The organism is Vreelandella halophila (assembly GCF_019903425.1).
Lineage (GTDB): Bacteria > Pseudomonadota > Gammaproteobacteria > Pseudomonadales > Oleiphilaceae > Halospina > Halospina halophila.
Genome location: NZ_JACHUZ010000013.1, coordinates 2207430 through 2228392, shown reverse-complemented (window position 1 = coordinate 2228392; position 20963 = coordinate 2207430). Strand labels below are relative to the sequence as shown.

The 20963-nt window shown below is 62.7% G+C and carries 16 protein-coding genes and 1 pseudogene; 1 reads left to right on the top strand and 16 read right to left on the bottom strand.

The window, feature by feature from the left end; all coding sequences use genetic code 11:
• Nucleotides 1-43: 43 nt before the first annotated feature.
• A complete protein-coding gene (locus H4I92_RS14690) occupies nt 44-1117 on the top strand; it encodes a 3-deoxy-7-phosphoheptulonate synthase (RefSeq protein ID WP_077531288.1) in 1074 nt (357 codons plus the stop codon).
• On the opposite strand, the pseudogene cobA reads toward H4I92_RS14690, so the two are convergent.
• From cobA to H4I92_RS14610, 16 genes and pseudogenes are all read right to left on the bottom strand, one after another.
• Nucleotides 1083-1871 (bottom strand): annotated as a pseudogene (gene cobA, locus H4I92_RS14685) (uroporphyrinogen-III C-methyltransferase); the annotation flags it as partial. The gene H4I92_RS14690 and the pseudogene cobA sit on opposite strands and share 35 nt — an antisense overlap.
• Nucleotides 1872-1957: 86 nt before the next feature.
• Nucleotides 1958-3244: a serine--tRNA ligase gene (gene serS / locus H4I92_RS14680; protein ID WP_077531286.1), complete on the bottom strand. Its 1287-nt coding sequence runs from the start codon at nt 3242-3244 to the stop codon at nt 1958-1960.
• Nucleotides 3245-3263: 19 nt separating this feature from the next.
• A complete protein-coding gene (locus H4I92_RS14675) occupies nt 3264-4619 on the bottom strand; it encodes a replication-associated recombination protein A (RefSeq protein WP_077531285.1) in 1356 nt (451 codons plus the stop codon).
• On the bottom strand, nt 4619-5278 hold the full coding sequence (gene lolA, locus H4I92_RS14670; RefSeq protein WP_077531284.1) for an outer membrane lipoprotein periplasmic chaperone LolA: 660 nt from the start codon (nt 5276-5278) through the stop codon (nt 4619-4621). Before lolA ends, H4I92_RS14675 begins: the two co-directional genes overlap by 1 nt.
• Nucleotides 5279-7855 (bottom strand): DNA translocase FtsK, encoded by a 2577-nt coding sequence (locus tag H4I92_RS14665; RefSeq protein WP_077531283.1) that lies wholly within the window; start codon nt 7853-7855, stop codon nt 5279-5281. It lies immediately after the preceding gene.
• 81 nt (nt 7856-7936) lie between these two features.
• Nucleotides 7937-9145, bottom strand: a complete 1209-nt coding sequence (locus tag H4I92_RS14660) for an O-succinylhomoserine sulfhydrylase (RefSeq protein WP_077531282.1) — start codon at nt 9143-9145, stop codon at nt 7937-7939.
• 4 nt (nt 9146-9149) lie between these two features.
• Nucleotides 9150-10670 carry an amidophosphoribosyltransferase gene (gene purF / locus H4I92_RS14655; protein ID WP_077531281.1) on the bottom strand — a complete coding sequence of 507 codons (1521 nt, stop codon included), beginning with the start codon at nt 10668-10670 and terminating at the stop codon, nt 9150-9152.
• A gap of 9 nt (nt 10671-10679) precedes the next feature.
• Complete coding sequence (locus tag H4I92_RS14650; RefSeq protein WP_077531280.1) at nt 10680-11279, bottom strand: CvpA family protein; 600 nt, start codon at nt 11277-11279, stop codon at nt 10680-10682.
• A 66-nt stretch (nt 11280-11345) separates the two neighbouring features.
• Complete coding sequence (locus H4I92_RS14645; protein ID WP_179105725.1) at nt 11346-11936, bottom strand: SPOR domain-containing protein; 591 nt, start codon at nt 11934-11936, stop codon at nt 11346-11348.
• Nucleotides 11937-12001: 65 nt separating this feature from the next.
• The gene (locus tag H4I92_RS14640; protein WP_077531279.1) at nt 12002-13198 is read right to left on the bottom strand and encodes a bifunctional folylpolyglutamate synthase/dihydrofolate synthase; all 1197 of its coding nucleotides are present in this window, start codon (nt 13196-13198) and stop codon (nt 12002-12004) included.
• Complete coding sequence (accD, locus tag H4I92_RS14635) at nt 13185-14123, bottom strand: acetyl-CoA carboxylase, carboxyltransferase subunit beta (RefSeq protein ID WP_077531278.1); 939 nt, start codon at nt 14121-14123, stop codon at nt 13185-13187. Before accD ends, H4I92_RS14640 begins: the two co-directional genes overlap by 14 nt.
• Nucleotides 14124-14138: 15 nt before the next feature.
• Complete coding sequence (gene trpA / locus H4I92_RS14630) at nt 14139-14945, bottom strand: tryptophan synthase subunit alpha (RefSeq protein WP_077531277.1); 807 nt, start codon at nt 14943-14945, stop codon at nt 14139-14141.
• Between the two features lie 3 nt (nt 14946-14948).
• A complete protein-coding gene (trpB, locus tag H4I92_RS14625) occupies nt 14949-16172 on the bottom strand; it encodes a tryptophan synthase subunit beta (protein WP_077531276.1) in 1224 nt (407 codons plus the stop codon).
• Nucleotides 16159-16791 carry a phosphoribosylanthranilate isomerase gene (locus H4I92_RS14620; protein ID WP_077531275.1) on the bottom strand — a complete coding sequence of 211 codons (633 nt, stop codon included), beginning with the start codon at nt 16789-16791 and terminating at the stop codon, nt 16159-16161. The genes trpB and H4I92_RS14620 overlap by 14 nt, the downstream gene beginning before the upstream one ends.
• Nucleotides 16792-16848: 57 nt before the next feature.
• On the bottom strand, nt 16849-17691 hold the full coding sequence (truA, locus tag H4I92_RS14615; protein ID WP_077531274.1) for a tRNA pseudouridine(38-40) synthase TruA: 843 nt from the start codon (nt 17689-17691) through the stop codon (nt 16849-16851).
• Between the two features lie 6 nt (nt 17692-17697).
• Nucleotides 17698-20871, bottom strand: a complete 3174-nt coding sequence (locus H4I92_RS14610; protein ID WP_077531273.1) for a FimV/HubP family polar landmark protein — start codon at nt 20869-20871, stop codon at nt 17698-17700.
• Nucleotides 20872-20963 lie beyond the last annotated feature (92 nt).

Sequence of the window (20963 nt, the reverse complement as noted above, 5' to 3'; positions counted from 1 at the left end):
CTATATCGGCCCGTTTCCGTGCATGGGTGGACAAGAGGCAGTCATGGCAAGCAGCGACATCGAGAACGTCAACATTGAGGAACAGCAGGTACTGACCACGCCGGCGGCGCTCAAGGAGCAGCTGCCACTGACCGACGCGGCGCGCCGGACCGTGCTGGAAGGCCGCCAGACCATCAACAACATCCTCGATGGCAAGGATCCGCGCCTGTTCCTGGTTGTGGGGCCCTGTTCGATCCACGACCCCGATGCCGCCCTGGACTATGCCCGGCGCCTGAAGGCGCTGGCGGATGAGGTCAGCGACACCCTCTTCCTCGTGATGCGCGTCTATTTCGAGAAGCCGCGGACCACCACTGGCTGGAAGGGTCTGATCAACGACCCGCATCTGGATGACAGCTTCGATATCGAGCGTGGCCTCTACATCGGACGCAAGCTCCTGCTTGATATAGCCGAGCTGGGTCTGCCAACGGCCACCGAAGCCCTGGACCCCACGGCTCCCCAGTACCTCCAGGACACCATTGCCTGGTCCGCCATCGGGGCGCGTACCACGGAATCCCAGACCCACCGCGAGATGAGCAGTGGTCTGTCCATGGCCGTGGGCTTCAAGAACGGTACGGACGGCAGTCTGGATGTGGCGGTCAACGCCATGAATTCCACTGCCAACCCGCACAGCTTCCTGGGCATTGACCAGAACGGCCAGGTGGCCATCACCCGGACGAAAGGCAACCCCTACAGCCACGTGGTACTGCGCGGTGGCGGTGGCAGCCCGAACTACGATTCAGTGAACGTCGCGCTCTGCGAGAAAGAGCTGCAGGCAGCGGATGTACGCAATGCCATCATGGTGGACTGCAGCCACGCCAACTCCAACAAGGACCCGGCCGTTCAGCCGCTGGTCATGCAGGACGTCACCCATCAGATCAAGGAAGGCAACCAGTCCATCATCGGGCTGATGGTCGAGAGCAACATCAACTGGGGCAAGCAGAAGCTGGCCGCCATGAACGAAATGGAATACGGCGTATCCGTGACGGATGCCTGCATCGACTGGGAAACCACCGACAGGGCCATCCGCCAGATGCGGGACGAACTCAGGGACCAGATTCCCCACCGTCACCGGGGCTGAACGCCTCCAGCTCGGCTGGCATCTGCTCCAGCCAGCCGAGCTGGCCTCTCAGGCTCACCACATCCCCCACGATAATAATGGTCGGTGCCCGAACCTCCGCCTGCTCGACCGCCTCCACAATGGACTCCAGGGTACCGCAGACCACCTTCTGATCCGGTGTGGTCCCCTTGGACACCAGTGCACAGGGTGTTCCGGGAGCCATGCCATGGGCGATCAGTTCACGGGTGATCACCGGAAGCCCGACAAGGCCCATGTAGAAGACCAGCGTCTGCCGGTTTTGGACGAAGTCCTGCCAGGGCAGGTCCGTAGTGTCGTTCTTCAGGTGGCCGGTAATGAAACGCACCGACTGGGCGTGATCCCGGTGTGTCAGCGGTATCCCGGCATAGGCGGAACACCCCTGGGCAGCCGTAATGCCAGGCACCACCTGGAAGGGCACACCGTGCTCCGACAGGCGCTCGATCTCCTCGCCGCCACGCCCGAAGATGAACGGATCCCCGCCTTTGAGCCGCACGACCCGCTTGCCGGCCTGTGCGTATTCCACCAGCAGCTCGTTGATCCGATCCTGGGGCACGCTGTGATTGGACCGTGCCTTGCCCACATGGATGATCTCCGCATCCTCGTTGATCAGGTCCATGATGGGCTGGGATACCAGCCGGTCATGGAGCACCACATCCGCCTCGCGCAGAAGACGCAGCGCTTTGATGGTAAGCAGGTCCGGATCCCCGGGCCCCGCCCCCACCAGATAGACCTCGCCTCCCCGCTGGTTTTCCGTGGAGGTTGTCCTGCCGGGAGGCAGGAGGCTTCGGAGGCGATCCTTCACCCACTGAGTAACCATCGGCTTCAGACTCCTTCAGGTACAAGCTCGGTAATGCCGCCCATGTAAGGCTTCAGCGCCTCCGGAATACGGACCCGGCCATCCGCGTCCTGATAGTTCTCCAGTACCGCGACCAGGGCGCGCCCGACCGCCAAGCCCGAGCCATTCAGTGTGTTGAGCAGCTCTGGTTTGCCCGTCTCCGGGTTGCGCCAGCGCGCCTGCATACGCCGGGCCTGGAAGTCCCTGGTATTGCTGCAGGAGGAGATCTCCCGGTAGGCGGACTGCCCGGGAAGCCACACTTCCAGATCGTAGGTCCGGGCAGCCGCGAAGCCCATATCACCACCACAGAGCGTGACCACCCGGTACGGTAGCTCAAGCCGCTGCAGGACCGTCTCGGCGTGGCCGGTCAGGGCCTCCAGCGCGGCATCGGATTCCTCGGGCCGCACAATGTGAATCAGCTCCACCTTCTCGAACTGGTGCTGGCGGATCATGCCCCGGGTATCCTTGCCATAGGCCCCGGCTTCGCTGCGGAAACAGGGCGTGTGGCAGACCATGCGTTTCGGCAGCTCCTCTGCCCCCAGGATACTGTCCCGCACCAGGTTGGTCGCGGGGACTTCTGCGGTCGGAATCAGGTAGAGATCCCGGTCGCCATCGATCCGGAACAGGTCCTCCTCGAACTTGGGCAGCTGCCCGGTACCGGTCAGGCTGTCGCTGTTCACAAGGTACGGCAGATAGGTCTCGGTGTAGCCGTGCTCGGCGGTATGCAGATCCAGCATGAACTGGGTCAGCGCCCGGTGCAGGCGTGCTACACCGCCCTGCATCACGGCAAAGCGCGCCCGCGCGATGGTCGCGGCGGCGGCAAAATCCATACCGCCGAGGCCCTCGCCCAGGGTCACGTGGTCCACCGGCTCAAAGGCTGGCGACGCCGGCTCGCCCCAGCGCCGGATCTCGACGTTGTCCTCGTCGGAGTCCCCCTCGGGCACCGCTTCATCCGGCACATTCGGGATTCCCTGGAGGAAATCGCTAAGCTCCGCCTGGAGTTCCCTGAGCTGGTGTTCGGCGTCGGCCTTCTGCTGCTTGAGGGATTCCACCTCGTCCATCAGCGGCTGTGCGTCCTCACCGCTGCGCTTGGCCTCCCCGATCGCCTTGGAACGACGCTTCTGTTCGGCCTGCAGCTCCTCGGTGCGTGTCTGGAGTTCACGCCGCCGGTTTTCCAGTTCGCGCACCCGTCCGGTGTCCAGTTCATAGCCGCGCTGTGCCAGCCGGGCGGCCACGGCGTCGGGATCGGTTCGCACCCATTTGGGATCCAGCATGATGCTCTCTGTCCAGTCGTCAGTTGTTGTTCCCGTCCGGATAGCGTTGCCGTTCACTCTCCGCATTCAGGCGGTCGAGATAGGCGCGCTTTTCCGCCAGTTTCTGTTCCAGGCCCCGCGGCTCCGGTTCATAGAAGCGCGTGCCGTGAAGCGCTTCCGGCATGTAGCTCTCCCCCGCCGCAAACGCCTCGGGTTCGTCATGGGCATAGCGGTACTCCGCACCGTAGCCCTGTTCCTTCATCAGCTTGGTGGGCGCGTTGCGCAGATGCACCGGCACTGACCGGTCCTGATCCTTGCGCACCAAGGCCATGCACTCGTTGAACGCCCGGTATACACCGATGCTCTTGGGCGCCAGCGCCAGGTAGGTCACCACCTGCGCCAGGGTCAGCTCGCCTTCCGGACTGCCCAGCCGCTCCTGCACCTGCCACCCCTCCATACTCAGGCTCAGAGCCCTGGGGTCGGCGTTACCGATGTCCTCACTGGCAATGCGCACCAGCCGGCGCGCAATATACAACGGGTCGCAGCCGCCATCCAGCATCCGACACATCCAGTAAAGGGCGGCATCCGGATCCGACCCCCTCACTGACTTGTGCAGCGCGGAGATCTGATCGTAGAAAACATCGCCGCCCTTGTCGAAGCGCCGCAGCGAGGTCTGCAGCACTTCTCCCAGCACTGTCTCGTCAATAACGGGTTTCTCACCACCCTCGTCACGAGCAAGATCCGCGCCCACCTCAAGGCTGTTGAGTGCCCGCCGGGCATCACCATCCGCCGCCCGGGCCATCATTCCCAGCACCTCATCGGACACCGAGACCGCGCCGTTGAGACCGTCCTCCGCCTCCAGCGCGCGCCGCAGCAGCGCCACCAGATCCGCTTCCTCAAGATCCCGCAGCACGTACACACGGGTGCGCGACAGCAGTGCGCTGTTGAGCTCAAACGACGGGTTCTCGGTGGTGGCGCCCACGAAGATGACGGTGCCTTCCTCGATATGCGGAAGGAAGGCGTCCTGCTGGGACTTGTTGAAGCGGTGGACCTCGTCCACGAACAGCAGTGTTTCCTGGCCGTTCATCTCCAGGCGTTCCCGCGCCGCGTCCACCGCACTGCGGATGTCCTTAACCCCAGCGGCGACCGCTGAGAGCGTCTCAAAATACGCCGAGGTCTGCTCCGCCAACAGGCGCGCGAAGGTCGTCTTGCCCACACCCGGCGGGCCCCAGAGGATCATGGAGTGGAGCTGGTTCTCCTCCACGGCCCGGCGCAGGGGCTTGCCCTCGCCGACCAGGTGCGGCTGGCCGACATAATCCGTCAGCCCACGCGGGCGCATGCGCGCCGCGAGAGGCTGGTGGCGCCCGCCCTCTGGGCTGAACAGGCCCTCCTGCATCAGCGGGCTCCGTTGCCCTCGTTGCGGATCACATCCACATCATCCGGCGCGTCCAGCTCGAAGCGCTCATCGGGAATGGATTCATTGAGAACCACATCACGGAACTGCAGGTCGCTGCGCTGGTCAAGCGAGTCGTGCAGCCGCATGCCCTGGAGTACGCCTTCCTTATCAAAGCGCATGCTGAGTTCCAGGAAGAGTGTGTCCTTATCCCGTGGCTCCAGAATGAACCGCTCGCCCTCACTGGTTGTCTCCCGACGGATCCGGAAAGTTTCCGACAGGTTGCCCACCTCACCGGAGAGCAGCAGCGCCGGGGTTGAGGCGATGCGTTCTTCAAGCGGATAGATGGTCACCTGGCGCAGGTCCGGGTCATAGACACGAACCTTTTCCCCGGAGGTCACAATCTTCTGTTCCATCGGCGGATCGGTATGCCAGAAAAAGTCACCGCCACGCCGGGCACTCAGTTCACCCGTGGTCTTCTGCAGCCGTTCACCATCAGGGCTCTGCACCGTCTGTTCAAAATCCGCCTGATAGCTGCTGTAATCCGCAAGCCGCTTGCTGAGCAGTTCGGCGGCATCCTCTGTATCAGCCGATTGGCCGAAGGCCGGCAGGGCTGACAGACAAAGCATAATCAGTGTGATCGGGATCCATCTTGTCATCATCTAGTCTCTCGGTGGCGGGGCGGCGAGTACCTCGCGGGAACCATTCTGGCCGGCGGCACTGACAACACCCGCCGACTCCATGGCTTCCACCAGGTTGGCCGCCCGGTTGTATCCAATCTTGAATTTGCGTTGCACAGAGGAGATCGATACCCGGCCACTCTCGGTGACGAACGCTACAGCCTCGTCAAAGAGCGCGTCCTGTTCGCTGTCCTCGCCCCCCATGGCAGAGATTCCCGGGACACTGTCACTGTCTCCGCCACTGAGCACGTCCTCCACATAATCCGGCTCGCCGCGCTGTTTCCAGGCCTCGACCACCCGGTGCACCTCGTCGTCGTCCACAAAGGCACCATGCACCCGCTCGGGATTGCTGGACCCAGGGGGCAGGTACAGCATGTCGCCGTTACCCAGGAGCTGCTCGGCACCGCCCTGGTCCAGCACTGTGCGCGAGTCCACCTTGGACTGCACGGAGAACGACGCCCGCGTAGGGATGTTCGCCTTGATCAGGCCGGTGATCACATCCACCGAGGGCCGCTGGGTCGCCAGGATCAGATGGATGCCGGCCGCCCGCGCCTTTTGGGCAATGCGGGCGATGAGCTCTTCCACCTTCTTGCCCACGATCATCATCATGTCGGCGAACTCATCCACAACAACCACAATGTACGGCAGTGGCTCGAGTTCAGGGCGCGCGTCCTCACTGGGATCCAGCGCGTTCTGCGGGTTCCACAGTGGGTCCCTGATGGGCTCGCCACGCTCACGCGCATCCCGCACCTTGCGGTTGTAACCGGCAAGATTGCGCACACCCTGGGAGGACATAAGCTGGTAGCGGCGTTCCATTTCCGCCACGCACCAGCGCAGCGCATTGGCGGCCTCCTTCATGTCCGTGACCACCGGTGCCAGCAGATGTGGAATCCCCTCGTAAATCGACAGCTCTAGCATCTTGGGGTCGATCATGATCATGCGCACTTCCTCGGGCGTGGCCTTGAGGAGCATGCTCAGGATCATGGCATTCACGCCCACGGACTTGCCCGAGCCCGTGGTACCGGCCACCAGCAGGTGCGGCATCTTGCCGAGATCCGCCACCACCGGCTCGCCACCGATGTCATTACCCAACGCCAGCGTCAGGGCAGACCCTGACTTTGAGTAGCTGGACGAGGACAGAATCTCGGAGAGCTTCACCATCTCCCGTTCCTCGTTCGGGATCTCAATGCCCACCACCGACTTGCCCGGAATCACCTCCACCACGCGGACGCTGTAGACCGCCAGGGCCCGCGCCAGATCCTTCGCCAGGTTGGAAATCCTGCTGACCTTCACGCCGGCGGCCGGCTTGATCTCGAAGCGGGTGATCACCGGCCCCGGATTGACCTCGACCACCTCCACGGCCACGCCGAAGTCCGCCAGCTTTTCCTCCAGCAGGCGCGACATGTACTGCAGCGAATCCGCTGAATAGCCCTGTTTCTTGTGGGGCCCCGGTTCGTCCAGAAGGCTGACCGGTGGCACAGGGCTCTGTCCTTTATCAGCCGCCTTGCCGTTACCCCGACGGCCCCGTTTTCCTTTCTCTTTCTTCTGCTCGGACTCTGGCTGCGCCCTACCCGCACCCTGACCCTGGAAGCGTGTAATCGTCACCGCCTGCTGGTCGGCTTCTCCACCTCCATCGGATACCGCGGATGTATCCTCGACGGTATCCACCACCAGCGGCAGTGAGGGCTGCTCCGGTTCCGCTTCGTCGCCCATAACGGGTTCACGCCGTTTCTGCTCCGGCTTACCAGATCCGGAACGGCCACGCCTGAAGCGCTGCGCCAGCCGTTCGAGAAGCCCCGGCGAGGGTTCATCCACACGCCGATTCACAATGGGCGGTTCTGTTTTCTTCGGTGCATCCAGGCGGGCCTGGCGCACTTCGCCCGCTTTCCGGCGCATCCGGCCCAGGGCGCCGGTAACGGCACGGCCACTCCACGCCACCCCGCGCCCGAGCATAACGGCGCCATGCCCGATACGATCAATCGTGGCGATCCAGGACAGGCCTGTTACCAGCGTCAGCCCAAACAGCGCTATTGCCCCCAAAATCAGCGTGGTTGCGGGCCGGTTGAGCATGGAGACCAGGGTCATGGCCATCTCGCTGCCAAGCACCCCTCCGGAATCCGGCCCCAGCCCGAAGAAAGAGTAAAGCCCGAACAGGCCACAGCTGGCGGAAAGGAACAGCACGAAACCACCGGTACGCAGGAAGAACAGGGGCCAGTGGAAATCTGGATAGGTGCCGCGGTTGCGGTACAGGACAATGGCGCACCAGCCGGCCAGCACCGGGAACAGCCAGGCCAGTTCCCCGAAGAAGGTTACCAGGAGGCTTGAGAGCCAGGCACCACTGCGACCGGCGTAGTTGGTGGCGTCCAGCTCATGGCCGATGCTGGCCCAGCCAGGATCGGACGGATTGTGGGAGACCAGCGCCATCACCAAATAGACGCACAGCACAATCAGGGCAATCAGCGCGCCTTCACGCCCTCCCTGGGCCAGCAGCTCACGGAAGCGCGTCTGGCCCCGGTGACCTGTCTCCTGCCGCGCCTGTCCGGATTTACCCTGTGCCATAGCGTCCACTTGATCCTTTGCCCCAAGTTAAACATGTAATGGCCTGATTCGCCAGAACATGTCCAAGCGGCAATCATTCGTTCAACCGCCGGAAAGTGCCCGCTCAAGATCCTCGATAAGGTCCTCGACTGATTCCAGACCAACAGACAGCCGCACCAGGTTTTCCGTGATACCACCCCGTTCCTTGTCCTCATCGGACAGCCGTCCGTGCGTGGTGGTCGCCGGATGGGTCACCGTGCTCTTGGCATCGCCCAGGTTGGCGGTGATCGAGAACAGGTTGAGGCGGTCAATCAGGTTCCACGCCTGCTCGCGACCGCCGCTGACCCGGAAGGACACCACGCCGCTGCCACCACTCTGCTGGTGCCGTGCCAGTTCGTTCTGCGGGTGATCCGGCAGGCCGGCGTAGAGAACCGTCTCGATGGCCGGTTGTTCACGCAGCCACTGCGCCACCCTGAGGGCATTCTCGGAATGGGCCTTCATGCGCAGCGACAGGGTTTCCAGGCCCTTGAGGAAGACCCAGGCGTTGAACGGGCTCATCGTCGGCCCGGCCGTACGGATGACACCATGAACCTCTTCCATCAGCTGCTGGCTGCCGACCACGGCACCGCCCACGCAGCGGCCCTGGCCGTCCAGGTACTTGGTGGCGGAATGGATGACGATGTCCGCCCCATGGCGGAACGGCTGCTGCAGAACGGGGGTACACAGGCAGTTGTCCACCACCAGCAGCGCCTCATTACTGTGCGCCAGGGTCGCCAGGGCTTCCATGTCGGCAATCTCGCCCAGCGGATTGGAAGGGGTCTCAAGAAAGAGCATTCGGGTCTCGGGCCGGATCGCCGCTTCCCACTCCGCCTGGCTGGTCAGGTCCACGAAGGTGGTTTCGATACCGAAACGGGCCATGTATTTCTGCAGCAGAACCGTGGTGGTGCCGAAGACCCCACGGGAGCAGACAATGTGATCACCGTGCTGGAGCAGGCCCATGAAGGTGGCAAGGATGGCGGCCATACCCGAGGCGGTGGCCACCCCGCGTTCGCCGCCTTCCATCGCGGCAATGCGGTCCTCAAAGGTGGCAACCGTGGGATTGGTGAAACGGGAGTAGATATTGCCCGGTTCATCCCCGGCAAAACGCGCCGCCGCCTGGGCCGCGCTGTTATACACAAAGCTGGAGGTGGGATAGAGCGCCTCGCTGTGCTCAAGCTCCGGGGTCCGCCGCTGGCCCGCCCGCACGGCCCGGGTTTCGACCCGGGTGCCGGCCAGATCCGCGTGCGGCACCTGTTTGCTGGAATCACTCATGCGTTTACTCGTCGTTATGCATATCGATGACGTCGCTGTCCGCCGTCAGTTCTTTGTTCCGCTCGTTCCTCTTCGCTTCCGAGCGTTCCTCTTCCAGACGCGCCAAGTATTCCTCGGTTACATCCCCGGTGGGGTAATAGCCGTTGAACACCGAGCAGTCGAACTCTCTGATCGCTTCGTTCCCCTCCCGGGCACAGGCGATCAGGTCATCCAGGTCCTGATAGATCAGCCAGTCCGCGCCGATCAGCTCCTGCACTTCCTTCTCGGTACGCCCGTGGGCGATCAGCTCGTTGGCTGCCGGCATGTCGATGCCGTACACATTGGGATAGCGTACCGGCGGCGCGGCCGAGGCGAAGTAGACCTTCCTCGCGCCCGAATCACGGACCATCTGCACGATTTCCTGGCAGGTGGTGCCGCGCACGATGGAATCGTCCACCAGCAGCACGTTCTTGCCCCGAAATTCCAACTCGATCGGGTTGAGCTTCTGGCGTACGGAGCGCTTGCGCATGGTCTGGCCGGGCATGATGAAGGTCCGCCCAATGTAATGATTCTTGATCAGTCCCTCACGGAACTTGACCCCGAGATCATAGGCCAGCGGCAGGGCTGAGGTGCGGCTGGTGTCCGGTATGGGGATAACCACATCGATATCGTGGTCGGGCATCTCGCGCTTGATCTTACCCGCTAGGGCCTCGCCCATGCGCAGCCGCGACTTGTAGACGGAGATGTTGTCGATGATGGAGTCAGGGCGCGCGAAATACACATGCTCGAAAATGCAGGGATTGAGCTTCGGTGATTCGGCGCACTGCTGGGTATAGAGACTGCCATCCGTCTCGATGTAGACCGCTTCGCCCGGAGCGATGTCCCGAATCAGCTCAAATCCCTGGGACGCCAGCGCCACGCTTTCGGACGCGATCATGTATTCCCTGCCCTCAGGCGTCTCGCGCATACCGAAACAGGCAGGCCGGATACCATTGGGATCACGGAAGCCCACAATCCCATAGCCGGTGATCATGGCGATGGCGGCATAGGCGCCACGGGCGCGCCGGTGAACGGTGCGTACCGCATCGAACACATCCTCACTGGTCGGGTTCAGCTTGCCCTTTTTCTGGAGCTCGTGGGCAAAGACGTTGAGCAGTACCTCGGAATCCGAGTTGGTATTGATGTGCCGCAGGTCCGAGCGGAATACGTCGTTCGCCAGCTCTTCGGTGTTCGTCAGGTTGCCGTTATGCGCCAGTGTTATCCCATAGGGGCTGTTGACGTAGAACGGCTGCGCCTCGGCGGAGCTGGAGGTGCCGGCGGTGGGATAGCGCACATGGCCGATGCCCACATTGCCCACCAGACGGCGCATGTGGCGCGTACGGAAGACATCCTTGACCAGGCCGTTGTCTTTGCGCAGGAAAAAGCGCTCATTCTCGAAGGTCACGATGCCTGCGGCATCCTGGCCCCGGTGCTGAAGTACAGTCAGTGCATCATAGAGCGACTGGTTGACGTTGGTCGTACCAACGATGCCAACGATTCCACACATCGGATTGGGTTACTCCGCGGTTGCTGGGGATTGGGATCGGTCTTCCTGCATCTCGATAAGGCGCTTTGCGCCTTCCTGCATGGCCTCTCCGGAGGCGTCACTGGTGGCTTCCGCATCCGGCAGAAACGCATCGATCTCGTCACCAAGCACATCCCGCGTCCAGGCCTCGACCTGCCCGAGCTCCTGGACGGTGACCGACTCGCGCCACCAGGTGTCTCCGGTGACCGGCGTCATTCGCAGCAGCGCCAGCGCAACCAGCACCACCACCAGACCACGTGCCAGGCCGAAGAACATGCCCAGGGTCCTGTCGGTGGCACTGAGGCCGGTGGCTTCCACCAGCCGGCCGAGCGCATTGTTCACCACGGCACCCACGACCAGTGTGCCCACGAACAGTATGCCGAAAGCTGCGATGAGACGAACCGTGGGATTGCCGACGGTATCCGCCAGCAGCATCTGCATGTTGGGGTGAAAGGTGCGGGCAATCACGAAAGCGCCCACCCAGATCACAAGCGACATGGCTTCCCTGACGAAGCCTCTTTTCAGGCTGATCAGGGTTGAGATGGCGACAATGGCGATAATGACCCAGTCAATCCAGATCAGCGCGTCCATCCGGAGGCCCCAGTGCTTTCAGGAAGCGGCTATTCTAGCAGGAATCGGGAAGCCGCCAAACCGGCGTTATTCTTCTCCTTCAACCACCATCGCCTCGAGGTTGAACTCGCTCTCGAGCTCCTCCATCGCGGTCTCTGCTTTCTGTTCATCCACAAAGGGCCCCGCGAATACGCGTGTGAAGGTACCGCTGTCGTTATCCACCGTTTCACTGTGGGCATCCATCCCCTGATCGCGCACGCTGTCGCGCAGTTTCAGGGCATTGTCGCGGTTGCTGAAGCTGCCCAGACGCACCAGCCAGGCGCCCCTGAGCGCGCCGCTTTCTTCCTGTTCAACTTCGGGTGTGGACCCAGTTGCAAGTTCGGATTCGGACTCGGGTTCTGACTCATTCCTGGTTACCGTGGCGCTCTCCTCACGCGTCCCGTCACGCTCGACCTCGCCTTCGTCCGCCATAGGAATCTCAGGCGCCTCTTCGGATTCCGGCACTTGCGGCTCCCGGGGCTGCTGAGCCTCAACCGGTTCCATTTCCGGCTCCGGTGGAACCTCCAGGGTCTGTTCCCGGCGAGCCTGATGCGGTTCGTCTAAAAGCATCGGCAGGAAGATCACCGCCAGGCTGACAATGATCAGTGCCCCGATAATCCGCTGTTTGAATCCGTCCAAATCCCTGCGCCTCGGTTGTCTTTGGTTCTGCGCGAGTGTAACCGCTTTGATGAGTCCGGGGCCAGTTACGACCCCAGTAAGGCCAATGCCTCCGACACCGTCAGGAAAGATCCGAAGACCACAATGCATCCATCCGTACCGGCCGCCTCGCGGGCTGAAGCCAGCGCTTCGCTGACTGACCGGGTGGTCCGGATCCGGTCGTCCGGTATGGTCCCGGAAATCCTGTCATTGACCTGCTGTGCCGTGAGCCCGCGCGACCCCGGCAGCGCGGCGAGATGCCAACCGTCGATCACATCGGCAAGCGCTCCGGCAACGCCCTCAAGGTCCTTGTCGCCCATGGCGCCATAGACGGCCTCTACCGGTCTCTCCGGAATGTCTCTGAGACGTTTGGCCAGCCAGCGCGCTGCCTGGGGATTGTGGCCCACGTCCAGGATCACTGGCGGCGTACCGTCCAACCTCTGGAACCGTCCGGGCGGCAAGGGTGCTTCTTTGAGGGTTGCAAGGGCATCTTGGCCCGTTTCGAACCCCAGCATGCCGAAGGCCGCCAGGGCCGTCTGCTGGGGGGCCGAGAAGCCATCGTGGCCGTCCTCGCCACCAAAATCCCGACCGCGCACGCGCAGCGGGATGGCCTGGGCGGCCGCCTGATCCGTTACCGAGGCAGGCGGGTCCGGATCACCGAACAGCGCTGGCCGCGCCGCCCGCAGGATACCGGCTTTTTCATAGCCGATCTGTTCCCGGTCATTGCCGAGCCACTGGGTATGATCCAAATCCACGCCGGTAATGATGGAGAGTACGGGTTCGGCCACGTTCACTGCGTCCAGGCGACCACCCAGGCCAACCTCCAGCAGTGGATACGCCACTCCCGCTTCCCGGAAAAGCCAGAATGCCGCCAGGGTTGTGAACTCGAAATAGGTTAGCGGCACATTGCGGCGTGCCTGCTCAACGGCCGCCATGGCCCTGCAGATGGCCGCGTCCGTGGCCTCTACACCATCGATACGGATGCGCTCGTTGAAGCGGCGTATATGGGGCGAGGTGTAGGCGCCGGTGCTGTGCCCACCGGAGAGCAAAAGGGATTCCAGGGCAGCGAGGGTGCTGCCCTTGCCATTGGTGCCACCGATGATCACCACCCGGCCTGGCAGGCCTTCCGGCATAAGGCGCCGGTAGACGACCATTACCCGGTCAAGGCCAAGCTCCATCTCGCTGGCATGCAGCGACTCGAGGTACGCCAGCCAGTCATCCAGACTGGCCTCACTCTGAGGCATTAGCGTCACCGCTGCCCTCCTCCTCGGGCAGCTGCTCGGCCAGCGGCTCGTGCTCATCCTCCGGCGGCTGCTCGCGGCGCTGCAGCTTCGCCAGCACATGGGCAATACGATCACGCATCTCGTGGCGGGAGACGATCATGTCAATCGCACCGTGTTCAATCAGGAACTCACTGCGCTGGAAGCCTTCAGGCAGTTTCTCCCGGACTGTCTGCTCGATCACCCGCGGGCCAGCAAAGCCCACCAGCGCGTAGGGCTCGGCGATATTGAGATCGCCAAGCATACCGAGACTGGCGGAGACACCGCCGAAAACCGGATCAGTCAGCACGGAGATGAAGGGGATCCCCTTCTCGCGCATGCGCTGAAGCGCGGCCGCAGTCTTGGCCATCTGCATCAGCGACAGGATCGCCTCCTGCATGCGCGCGCCACCACTGGCCGCGAAGCACACCAGGGGCACGTTCTCCTCAATACAGAAGTTCACCGCACGGACGAACTTCTCGCCCACAACCTGCCCCATGGAGCCGCCCAGGAACTGGAATTCAAAGGCGACGGCCACCACCGGCACGTCCTGTACGGTTCCGGCCATGGCGACCAGGGCATCCTTTTCACCGGTACTCTTCTGGGCCTGGCTCAGGCGGTCCTTGTAGCGCTTGGTGTCCTTGAACTTGAGGCGATCTACCGGTTCCAAGTCTGCGGCAATCTCCCGGCTGTCCGCATTGTCAAAAAAGATTTCCAGACGGCGACGGGCGTTGATCCGGATGTGGTGCTCGCACTTCGGGCACACGTTGAGATTGCGATCCAACTCCGGGCGGTACAGAAACCCGTTGCATTTGGGGCACTTCTTCCAGAGCCCTTCGGGAACCGTGGAACGCTGTTGCGCGTCCGAACGGATCATTCCGGGCATGATCTTGTCGAGCCAGCTGCTCATGAACTGTCCTCCGGCTCAGGGTGTATCAAGGCTGTCCCGGAGGGGTTTCACCAGGGATTTCAACGCCTGGTGCAGTGAATCGCCCCCCTCGGGATGCCGGCCAATGCAGTCAACAATAACACTGCCCACGATAATAGCATCCGAAACCTTTCCTATGGCGCCCGCTGTTTCCGCATCACGGATTCCGAAACCGACGCCGACCGGCAGTTCCGTGAGTTCCCGGATATGGGCGACCCGCTCCTCCACGGCACCGGCATCGATACTGGCGGATCCAGTCACGCCCTTGAGAGAGACGTAATAGACATAACCGCTGCTGTATTCCCCCATACGCCGGATGCGTTCATCCGAGGTGGTGGGCGAAATCAGGAAGATCAGGTCCAGGCCCTGGGCACGGAACCACGGCACAACCTCGCCGGCCTCCTCGGGCGGCAGGTCCACCATCAGGACACCGTCCACGCCGGCCCGGGCAGCATTTTCAGTAAAGGTTTCATAACCCATGGCTTCCACAGGGTTAAGATAGCCCATCAGCACCACCGGGGTCTCCGTATCCGTCTCCCGGAACCGGCGCACGATCTCCAGCACATCGCGGCTGGTACAGCCACTGGCCAGGGCCCGCTCACAGGCCCGCTGGATGACCGGACCATCCGCCATGGGATCGGTGAACGGCACACCGAGTTCGATAAGATCCGCACCGGATTCCACCAGGCTGTGCATGATGCGCAGGGTCTCCCCGGTATTCGGGTCACCGGCGGTAATATAGGGAATCAGGGCCTTGCGGCCCTTTTCGCCCAGAGCCCCGAGTCGCTGTTCAATTCGGCTCATGGATCAGCGCCCCTCCACGTGGATGTTGTCCATACGGGCGACGGTGTCGATGTCCTTGTCGCCACGGCCAGACAGGTTGATGACGATGGACTGGTCCGGGCGCATTGTGGGTGCCAGCTTGATGGCCCAGGCGATGGCATGGGCGGTTTCGAGCGCGGGCATGATGCCCTCTACCGCTGTCAGCCGCCGGAAACCGTCCATCGCTTCATCGTCCGTCACTGATACATAGTTCACACGCCCGATATCCTTGAGCCAGGAGTGCTCAGGCCCCACGCCGGGATAGTCCAGGCCGGCGGATACCGAATGGGTACCGGAAATCTGGCCGAACTCGTCTTCCATAAGGTAGGTCCGATTGCCATGCAGCACCCCGGGCCTGCCAGCACTCAGCGGCGCCGCGTGCTGACCGGATTCGATGCCGTACCCGCCGGCCTCAACGCCGTACATGGTTACGGACTCATCACCCAGGAAAGGATGGAAGAGCCCGATCGCGTTGGAGCCGCCACCAACACAGGCTACCAGCGCGTCCGGCAGTGCGCCGTTCTTTTCCAGGCACTGTTGCCGCGTTTCACGGCCAATCACTGACTGGAAATCACGCACTAGCATCGGATAGGGATGCGGGCCGGCTACCGTGCCAATGATGTAGAAGGTGTCGTCAACATTGGTAACCCAGTCCCGGAGCGCCTCGTTCATGGCGTCCTTGAGTGTTCTTGTGCCGCCTTCAACGGCTTCGACTTCGGCACCCAGAAGCTTCATCCGGTAGACGTTAACGGCCTGCCGGCGTACGTCTTCGGCCCCCATGTAGATCTTGCACTTGAGGCCAAGCCGTGCAGCCACCGTTGCGGTGGCAACGCCGTGCTGGCCCGCGCCCGTTTCCGCGATCACGCGCGGCTTGCCCAGGAACTTCGCCAGCAGTGCCTGCCCGATGGTGTTGTTCACCTTGTGGGCGCCGGTGTGGCAGAGATCTTCCCGCTTCAGCCATATGGAGGCGCCACCGAGTTCGCTGCTCAGACGGTCCGCGTGGTACAGGGGGGTGGGTCTTCCCACATAATCCGCCAGATCGCTGTTGAACCGCGCGAGGAAATCCGGGTCCTCACGCAGCCGGCGGTATTCGCTCTCCAGGTGTTCCAGTGAGTCAATCAGGGTCTCGGAGACAAAGCGCCCCCCGTAGGCGCCGAAATGGCCCCGCGCGTCCGGACTTGCCTTAATCTGTTCTTCAGTCAGTTTCATGGGTCAGGGTAACCTCCCGGACGAATTCATTGATGCGCTGCGGGCTCTTGATGCCCGGCTCGGACTCGACCCCGCCGCTCACATCCACAGCCCAGGGCCGGACACGCCTCACGGCCTCGCCCACGTTCTCAGCGGTAAGCCCACCGGCAAGAATCAGTGGCAGGGAGCGTGAGTCAGGCACCCAGTCCCAGTTGAAGGTCTCGCCCGTGCCGCCGTAACGGTCCTGGCTGTAGGCATCGGCTAGCAGGCCGAATGCTCTATCATAGGTACTCTCGGCTGCCGCAACCACCCGGGAATCCCGAACCCTCACGGCGCGTATCCAGGGGTGCCCGAAACCCGCGCAGAATTCCGCCGACTCGTCCCCGTGGAACTGCAGCAGATCCAGCGGCACCCGTGACAGGGCCTCACGGACCAGGGAGCCAGAGGCATTCACAAAGAGCCCTACCGTGGTCACGAACGGAGGTAGAGCCGCACGGATCCGCTGGGCCTGCTCAAAACCGATATAGCGCGGACTCTCAGGATGGAAAACCAGCCCGATGGCATCCACGCCGGCCCGCGCAGCGGCTACGGCGTCCTCTTCACGGGTGATGCCGCAGATCTTGATTCGGGTACGTGGCAAGCCAACCTCCAGCGCCAAAACGCACAGGATAGCGCTCGCGGCCCCACAGACCAAGTCTCAGACATTTCCGGAAAGCCACCAGGGGCCCAGCCTCGGCCGTGGTATGCCACACTGCTCCGGATATCCGACGTCCACCAGGTAAAGCCCCCGCGCCGGGGCAGTGATACCTGCAAAGCGGCGATCCCGCTGACGCAGAAGATCAGCCACCCAGTCCGGGTGGTGTTCACCGTGACCCACGGCCATGAGGGTTCCCGCAATATTGCGCACCATGTGATGAAGGAAGGCGTTGGCCGTGATGTCCAGCACCAGGAAGGGGCCGTCACGGTAAACCGCCGCCGCCTCAACGCACCGCCAGGGGCTGTTGGCCTGGCAGCCGGCGGCACGGAAAGTGGAGAAATCACGCTCACCGGGAAGGTGCTGCGCCGCCTGCTGCATGGTATCAGCGTCCAGCGGCGTGTGGGTCCACGTCACGCGCCCGCGCAGCAGTGCCGGGGGCGTTGGAGTATCCAGCATCACATAGCGGTAGCGGCGGGAATGGGCGGTGAAGCGCGCACTGAAATCCGGCGCCACATTGCCGGCCCAGTGCACCCGGATGTCGGCGGGCAGAGCACTGTTGATGCCCAGCACCCAGGAACGGATGGCGCGCGAAGCGCCTGTATCGAAATGCACCAGCTGGTAGCAGGCGTGAACCCCGGAGTCCGTGCGCCCGGCACAAACCGGCTCAACCGCCTCGTTCGCCACCTTCGACACAGCTGTCGCCAGGGTGCCCCCGATGGTCCGGAGACTGCTTTTCTGATCCTGCCAGCCGTGGAAGCCAATGCCATCGTATTCGACCGCCAGGGCAATACGTCCGGGGCCAGCCGCGACCGCTGTCGTCAGCTCAATGGGGTCCTGCAGCACAGCGTATCAGAGTTCGCTGAGAAGCCGCTGGGCTTCCTGCTGCTGCTCATCACTGCCTTCACGGGCCACCTCTTCCAGAATGTCCCGTGCACCGTCCGCATCGCCCATCTCAACGTAGGCCCGGGCCAGGTCCAGCTTGGTGCCGGCTTCATCCGTACCCTCTAGGAAATCAAACTCGTCATCACTGTCTTCGGATCCAGTAGAGGCTCCGTCTGGTTCCATATCCCCCGCCTCTTCCTGCTGCCTCTGGGGTTCCTCACCCTCAAGAGCGGCCAGCTCCTCGTCGGAAAGCGCACTCTCAGCTCCGAGATCCTCCATCTCGGAGTCCATCAGACTCTCTTCCAGCTGATCGGCGGGGGCTTCCTCCTCGCCGTCAGAAGAGCCACTGGTATCACCGGGTGCCTCGGGCTCCTCGCCAACACCCTCCTGAGCGACCTCTTCAGCAAGCTCCAGATCCTCATCCGGAACATCCAGGCTCAGGTCGTCCAGCTCATCAGCACTCTCCTGCGTAGCCGTCTCGCCAGGCTGCGAAGCTGTTTCTACGGCGCTTTCAGCCTCCGCTTCACCATCGGTAACCCGATCAAGCTCCGCATCCAGCTCTTCGAGGAATGAATCGTCGAAATCCGCTCCGGAAGACGCGTCAGAAGTGGTTTCCGCCGGTTCTTCCTCAGTTTCAAGTTCAAGCTCCAGATCATCCAGGCCCAGATCCGTCTCCGAATCGTCCGCCTGTTCGGTGGTATCACCGGTTTCAGTCACTGGCTCTTCAGCTGCCTTTGCTTCCGCATCCAGCTCAGGTACGGACTCCTCCTCCGGTTCCTCCAGCTCAAGATCGTCCATGGAGAACCCGAGATCGGCCACGTCCTCTTCCGAGTCCGATGTATCCCCGGTTTCCACGGACTCTTCGCCAGCGCCAGTGGTTTCAGATTCAGCCGGCGTCTCCTCCTCGCCAAGATCGAAATCGAGACTGAACTCCTCCGACTGGAAATTCTGGTCCTCTCTGCTCTCAACCTGGCCGGCATCAGAGCTTTGCGAGCCGCTGGAATCATCCAGCAGATCGTCTACGTCCTCAAGAGCGCTGAAATCAAAACCCTCATCCTCAATCGAGTCATCAGCCGCCGGGGATTGGCCGGCGGTGTCCGACTCGGACCCGGTGCCCGTTTTCAGCTGTTCGGCCAGGTCTTCGATACTGAGGTCTTCGTCAGCGGCATCGAGACGGCTCCGCAGGGCATCCGCCTGCTCGATGGCTTCATCGTCATTGAAGGCACTGAGCTCACGATACTGCTTCTCGAAATTCTCTGACTCACCGGCATCCGCATAGACCCCAAGCAGCTTCAGCCGCAGATCCACGCGGCTGGGCTCAGTGGAAATGGCTTCCTCCAGATGCCGGGCAGCCTGACCATGGCGGCCATAGGCCAGGTAAACATCCGCTTCGGCCAGCGCATCCTCACTGCCCTCGCTGCGTGGCGCCGCCTCTTCATCGGCCGCCTCCGCGGTGACTTCATCGCTGGCTGCGTCCAGATCGAGTGTTTCCTCGCTCTCGAGCGGCTCCTCCGCGTTTTCGGAAACATCCTTCAGCTGGTCGTAAAAGGCCTGTTCCCGGGCGGCATTGCGACGTGCCAAGCCCCAAAGCAATGCCAGCAACGCGATACCCAGTACACCCGCGCCAATCTGGTACCGGGGGTCGTTGATCACACGCTGAACAACATCACCGGCACTCGTGGGAGCACCCTGCCCCTGGGTCTGCTCCGGATCGGTCTGTGCACTGGCATCGCCATCGTCCGGATCTCCGCCGGAACCCGCAGCTGCGGCCGGGTCACCATCATCGTCCCCGGTTCCGTCCTCCCCGGACTCTGCCCCGGCGGCATCCGGTTCAGCGGTAGACGCTTCAGAGGACGCCTCCGGTTGGGATTCGGACTCATCCGAGGCGCCACCACCTTCAGGCTGGGCTGTTTCACCCTCCGCGGTTTCACCACCACCGGTGTCTTCAGATTCCGTATCACCGGATGCCTGATCACTTTCCCGTGCCTCGGCAAGCCGCTGCTCCATTTCCGCCAGCTGATCGTCCTTGAGTTCGATCAACTGGCTCATGGTATTCAGCTGTTCCTCAAGGTCCTTAAGACGGCTGGAAAGCTCCTCGCGATCCCTTTCCGCCCGGTCCAGTTCCTCCAGGGCCGCGGCAAGGCGTTCATCACCCTCGCCATCGCCCATACCGGCCATGGTGCCGTCACCCTCACTGTTCTCACCGTCCGCCACCAGGATGCGCAACTCATCCCCGTTGTCTCCGGATGACGCCTGCTGGCCTGCTGCCCCGGCCTGCTGCCGGGATCCATCCGCCCCTTCAGCCTGCTGGGCTTCGGGCGCGGCTGCAGTCTCCGCCTGGCGCTGGCCGGCCTGCTGGTGTCGTTCATTCTGGGCCATCACCTGCTGGATCGCCTCCTGCCTGGAGCGCGACCGCATGGCCTCCTCGGACGGGATACGCAGAACACGCCCCCGACGCAGCTGGTTGATGTTGTTATTGCCGAAGGCATCGGGGTTGGCTTCCTGAATCGCCAGCATCACCTGGTGACGGCTCAGATCACTGGAAGGGCTTACCTCGCCGGCGATGCCCCAGAGGGTGTCATTGGCGCCCGTGGGCCCATACTCATCAGGAGCGCGGTCTGTGGATGCGGCAGCCCTTTCCCCCTGCCGGCTCTCACGCTGCGACTCCGGAGCAGCCTGCTCCCGTGAGCGGGTATCCCCTTCACCGGTTTCCGCGCTCGGCCCGATCGCTTCCTGGCCGGGATCCCGGGAAGGCGGGTCGACAAGGAAGGAATACTCACGCAGCAGTCGCCCATTGGGCCAGGTGAGCTCCACCAGGAAGTTTAGGAACGGTTCCCGGATGGGATCCTCGGAGGTGACGTCGATCCGGAACCCGCCATCGGACTCGATCACGTCAAATTCCAGTCCATGGAGCACATCCATGCGGCGCAGCCCGGCCCTCTCAAAGGCAGACTCCGGCGCCAGCGACACCTTGATCTGATCCGCGGACAGATCGCCCGGTTCACTCAGCTCGATCTCGGCCCGCAGCGGTTCATTCAGGTTTGTCAGTATTCTGCCCTCGCCCATGCCGAGCGCCTGAGCCAGACCTGATCCAAGCCCGCCCGCCAGGGCGAGCGCCACCGCCAGTTTGCGTACTTTCATGCCGTTTCCTTTCCCCGTTCTCGTCAGGCAGCCGTCCACGGATTCCGCGCAGATTACGGAAATAGACCTGTAATTATGAAGTTAAGCGGAAG

Bases quoted from the DNA above. Each gene is read 5' to 3' on its own strand.
- accD (WP_077531278.1), bottom strand. From the start codon at position 14,123: ATGAGCAGCTGGCTCGACAAGATCATGCCCGGAATGATCCGTTCGGAC.
- H4I92_RS14665 (WP_077531283.1), bottom strand. From the start codon at position 7,855: ATGGCACAGGGTAAATCCGGACAGGCGCGGCAGGAGACAGGTCACCGG.
- H4I92_RS14660 (WP_077531282.1), bottom strand. From the start codon at position 9,145: ATGAGTGATTCCAGCAAACAGGTGCCGCACGCGGATCTGGCCGGCACC.
- H4I92_RS14675 (WP_077531285.1), bottom strand. From the start codon at position 4,619: ATGCAGGAGGGCCTGTTCAGCCCAGAGGGCGGGCGCCACCAGCCTCTC.
- H4I92_RS14690 (WP_077531288.1), top strand. From the start codon at position 44: ATGGCAAGCAGCGACATCGAGAACGTCAACATTGAGGAACAGCAGGTA.
- H4I92_RS14610 (WP_077531273.1), bottom strand. From the start codon at position 20,871: ATGAAAGTACGCAAACTGGCGGTGGCGCTCGCCCTGGCGGGCGGGCTT.
- H4I92_RS14640 (WP_077531279.1), bottom strand. From the start codon at position 13,198: ATGCCTCAGAGTGAGGCCAGTCTGGATGACTGGCTGGCGTACCTCGAG.
- trpB (WP_077531276.1), bottom strand. From the start codon at position 16,172: ATGAAACTGACTGAAGAACAGATTAAGGCAAGTCCGGACGCGCGGGGC.
- serS (WP_077531286.1), bottom strand. From the start codon at position 3,244: ATGCTGGATCCCAAATGGGTGCGAACCGATCCCGACGCCGTGGCCGCC.
- H4I92_RS14650 (WP_077531280.1), bottom strand. From the start codon at position 11,279: ATGGACGCGCTGATCTGGATTGACTGGGTCATTATCGCCATTGTCGCC.
- purF (WP_077531281.1), bottom strand. From the start codon at position 10,670: ATGTGTGGAATCGTTGGCATCGTTGGTACGACCAACGTCAACCAGTCG.
- lolA (WP_077531284.1), bottom strand. From the start codon at position 5,278: ATGATGACAAGATGGATCCCGATCACACTGATTATGCTTTGTCTGTCA.
- trpA (WP_077531277.1), bottom strand. From the start codon at position 14,945: ATGAGCCGAATTGAACAGCGACTCGGGGCTCTGGGCGAAAAGGGCCGC.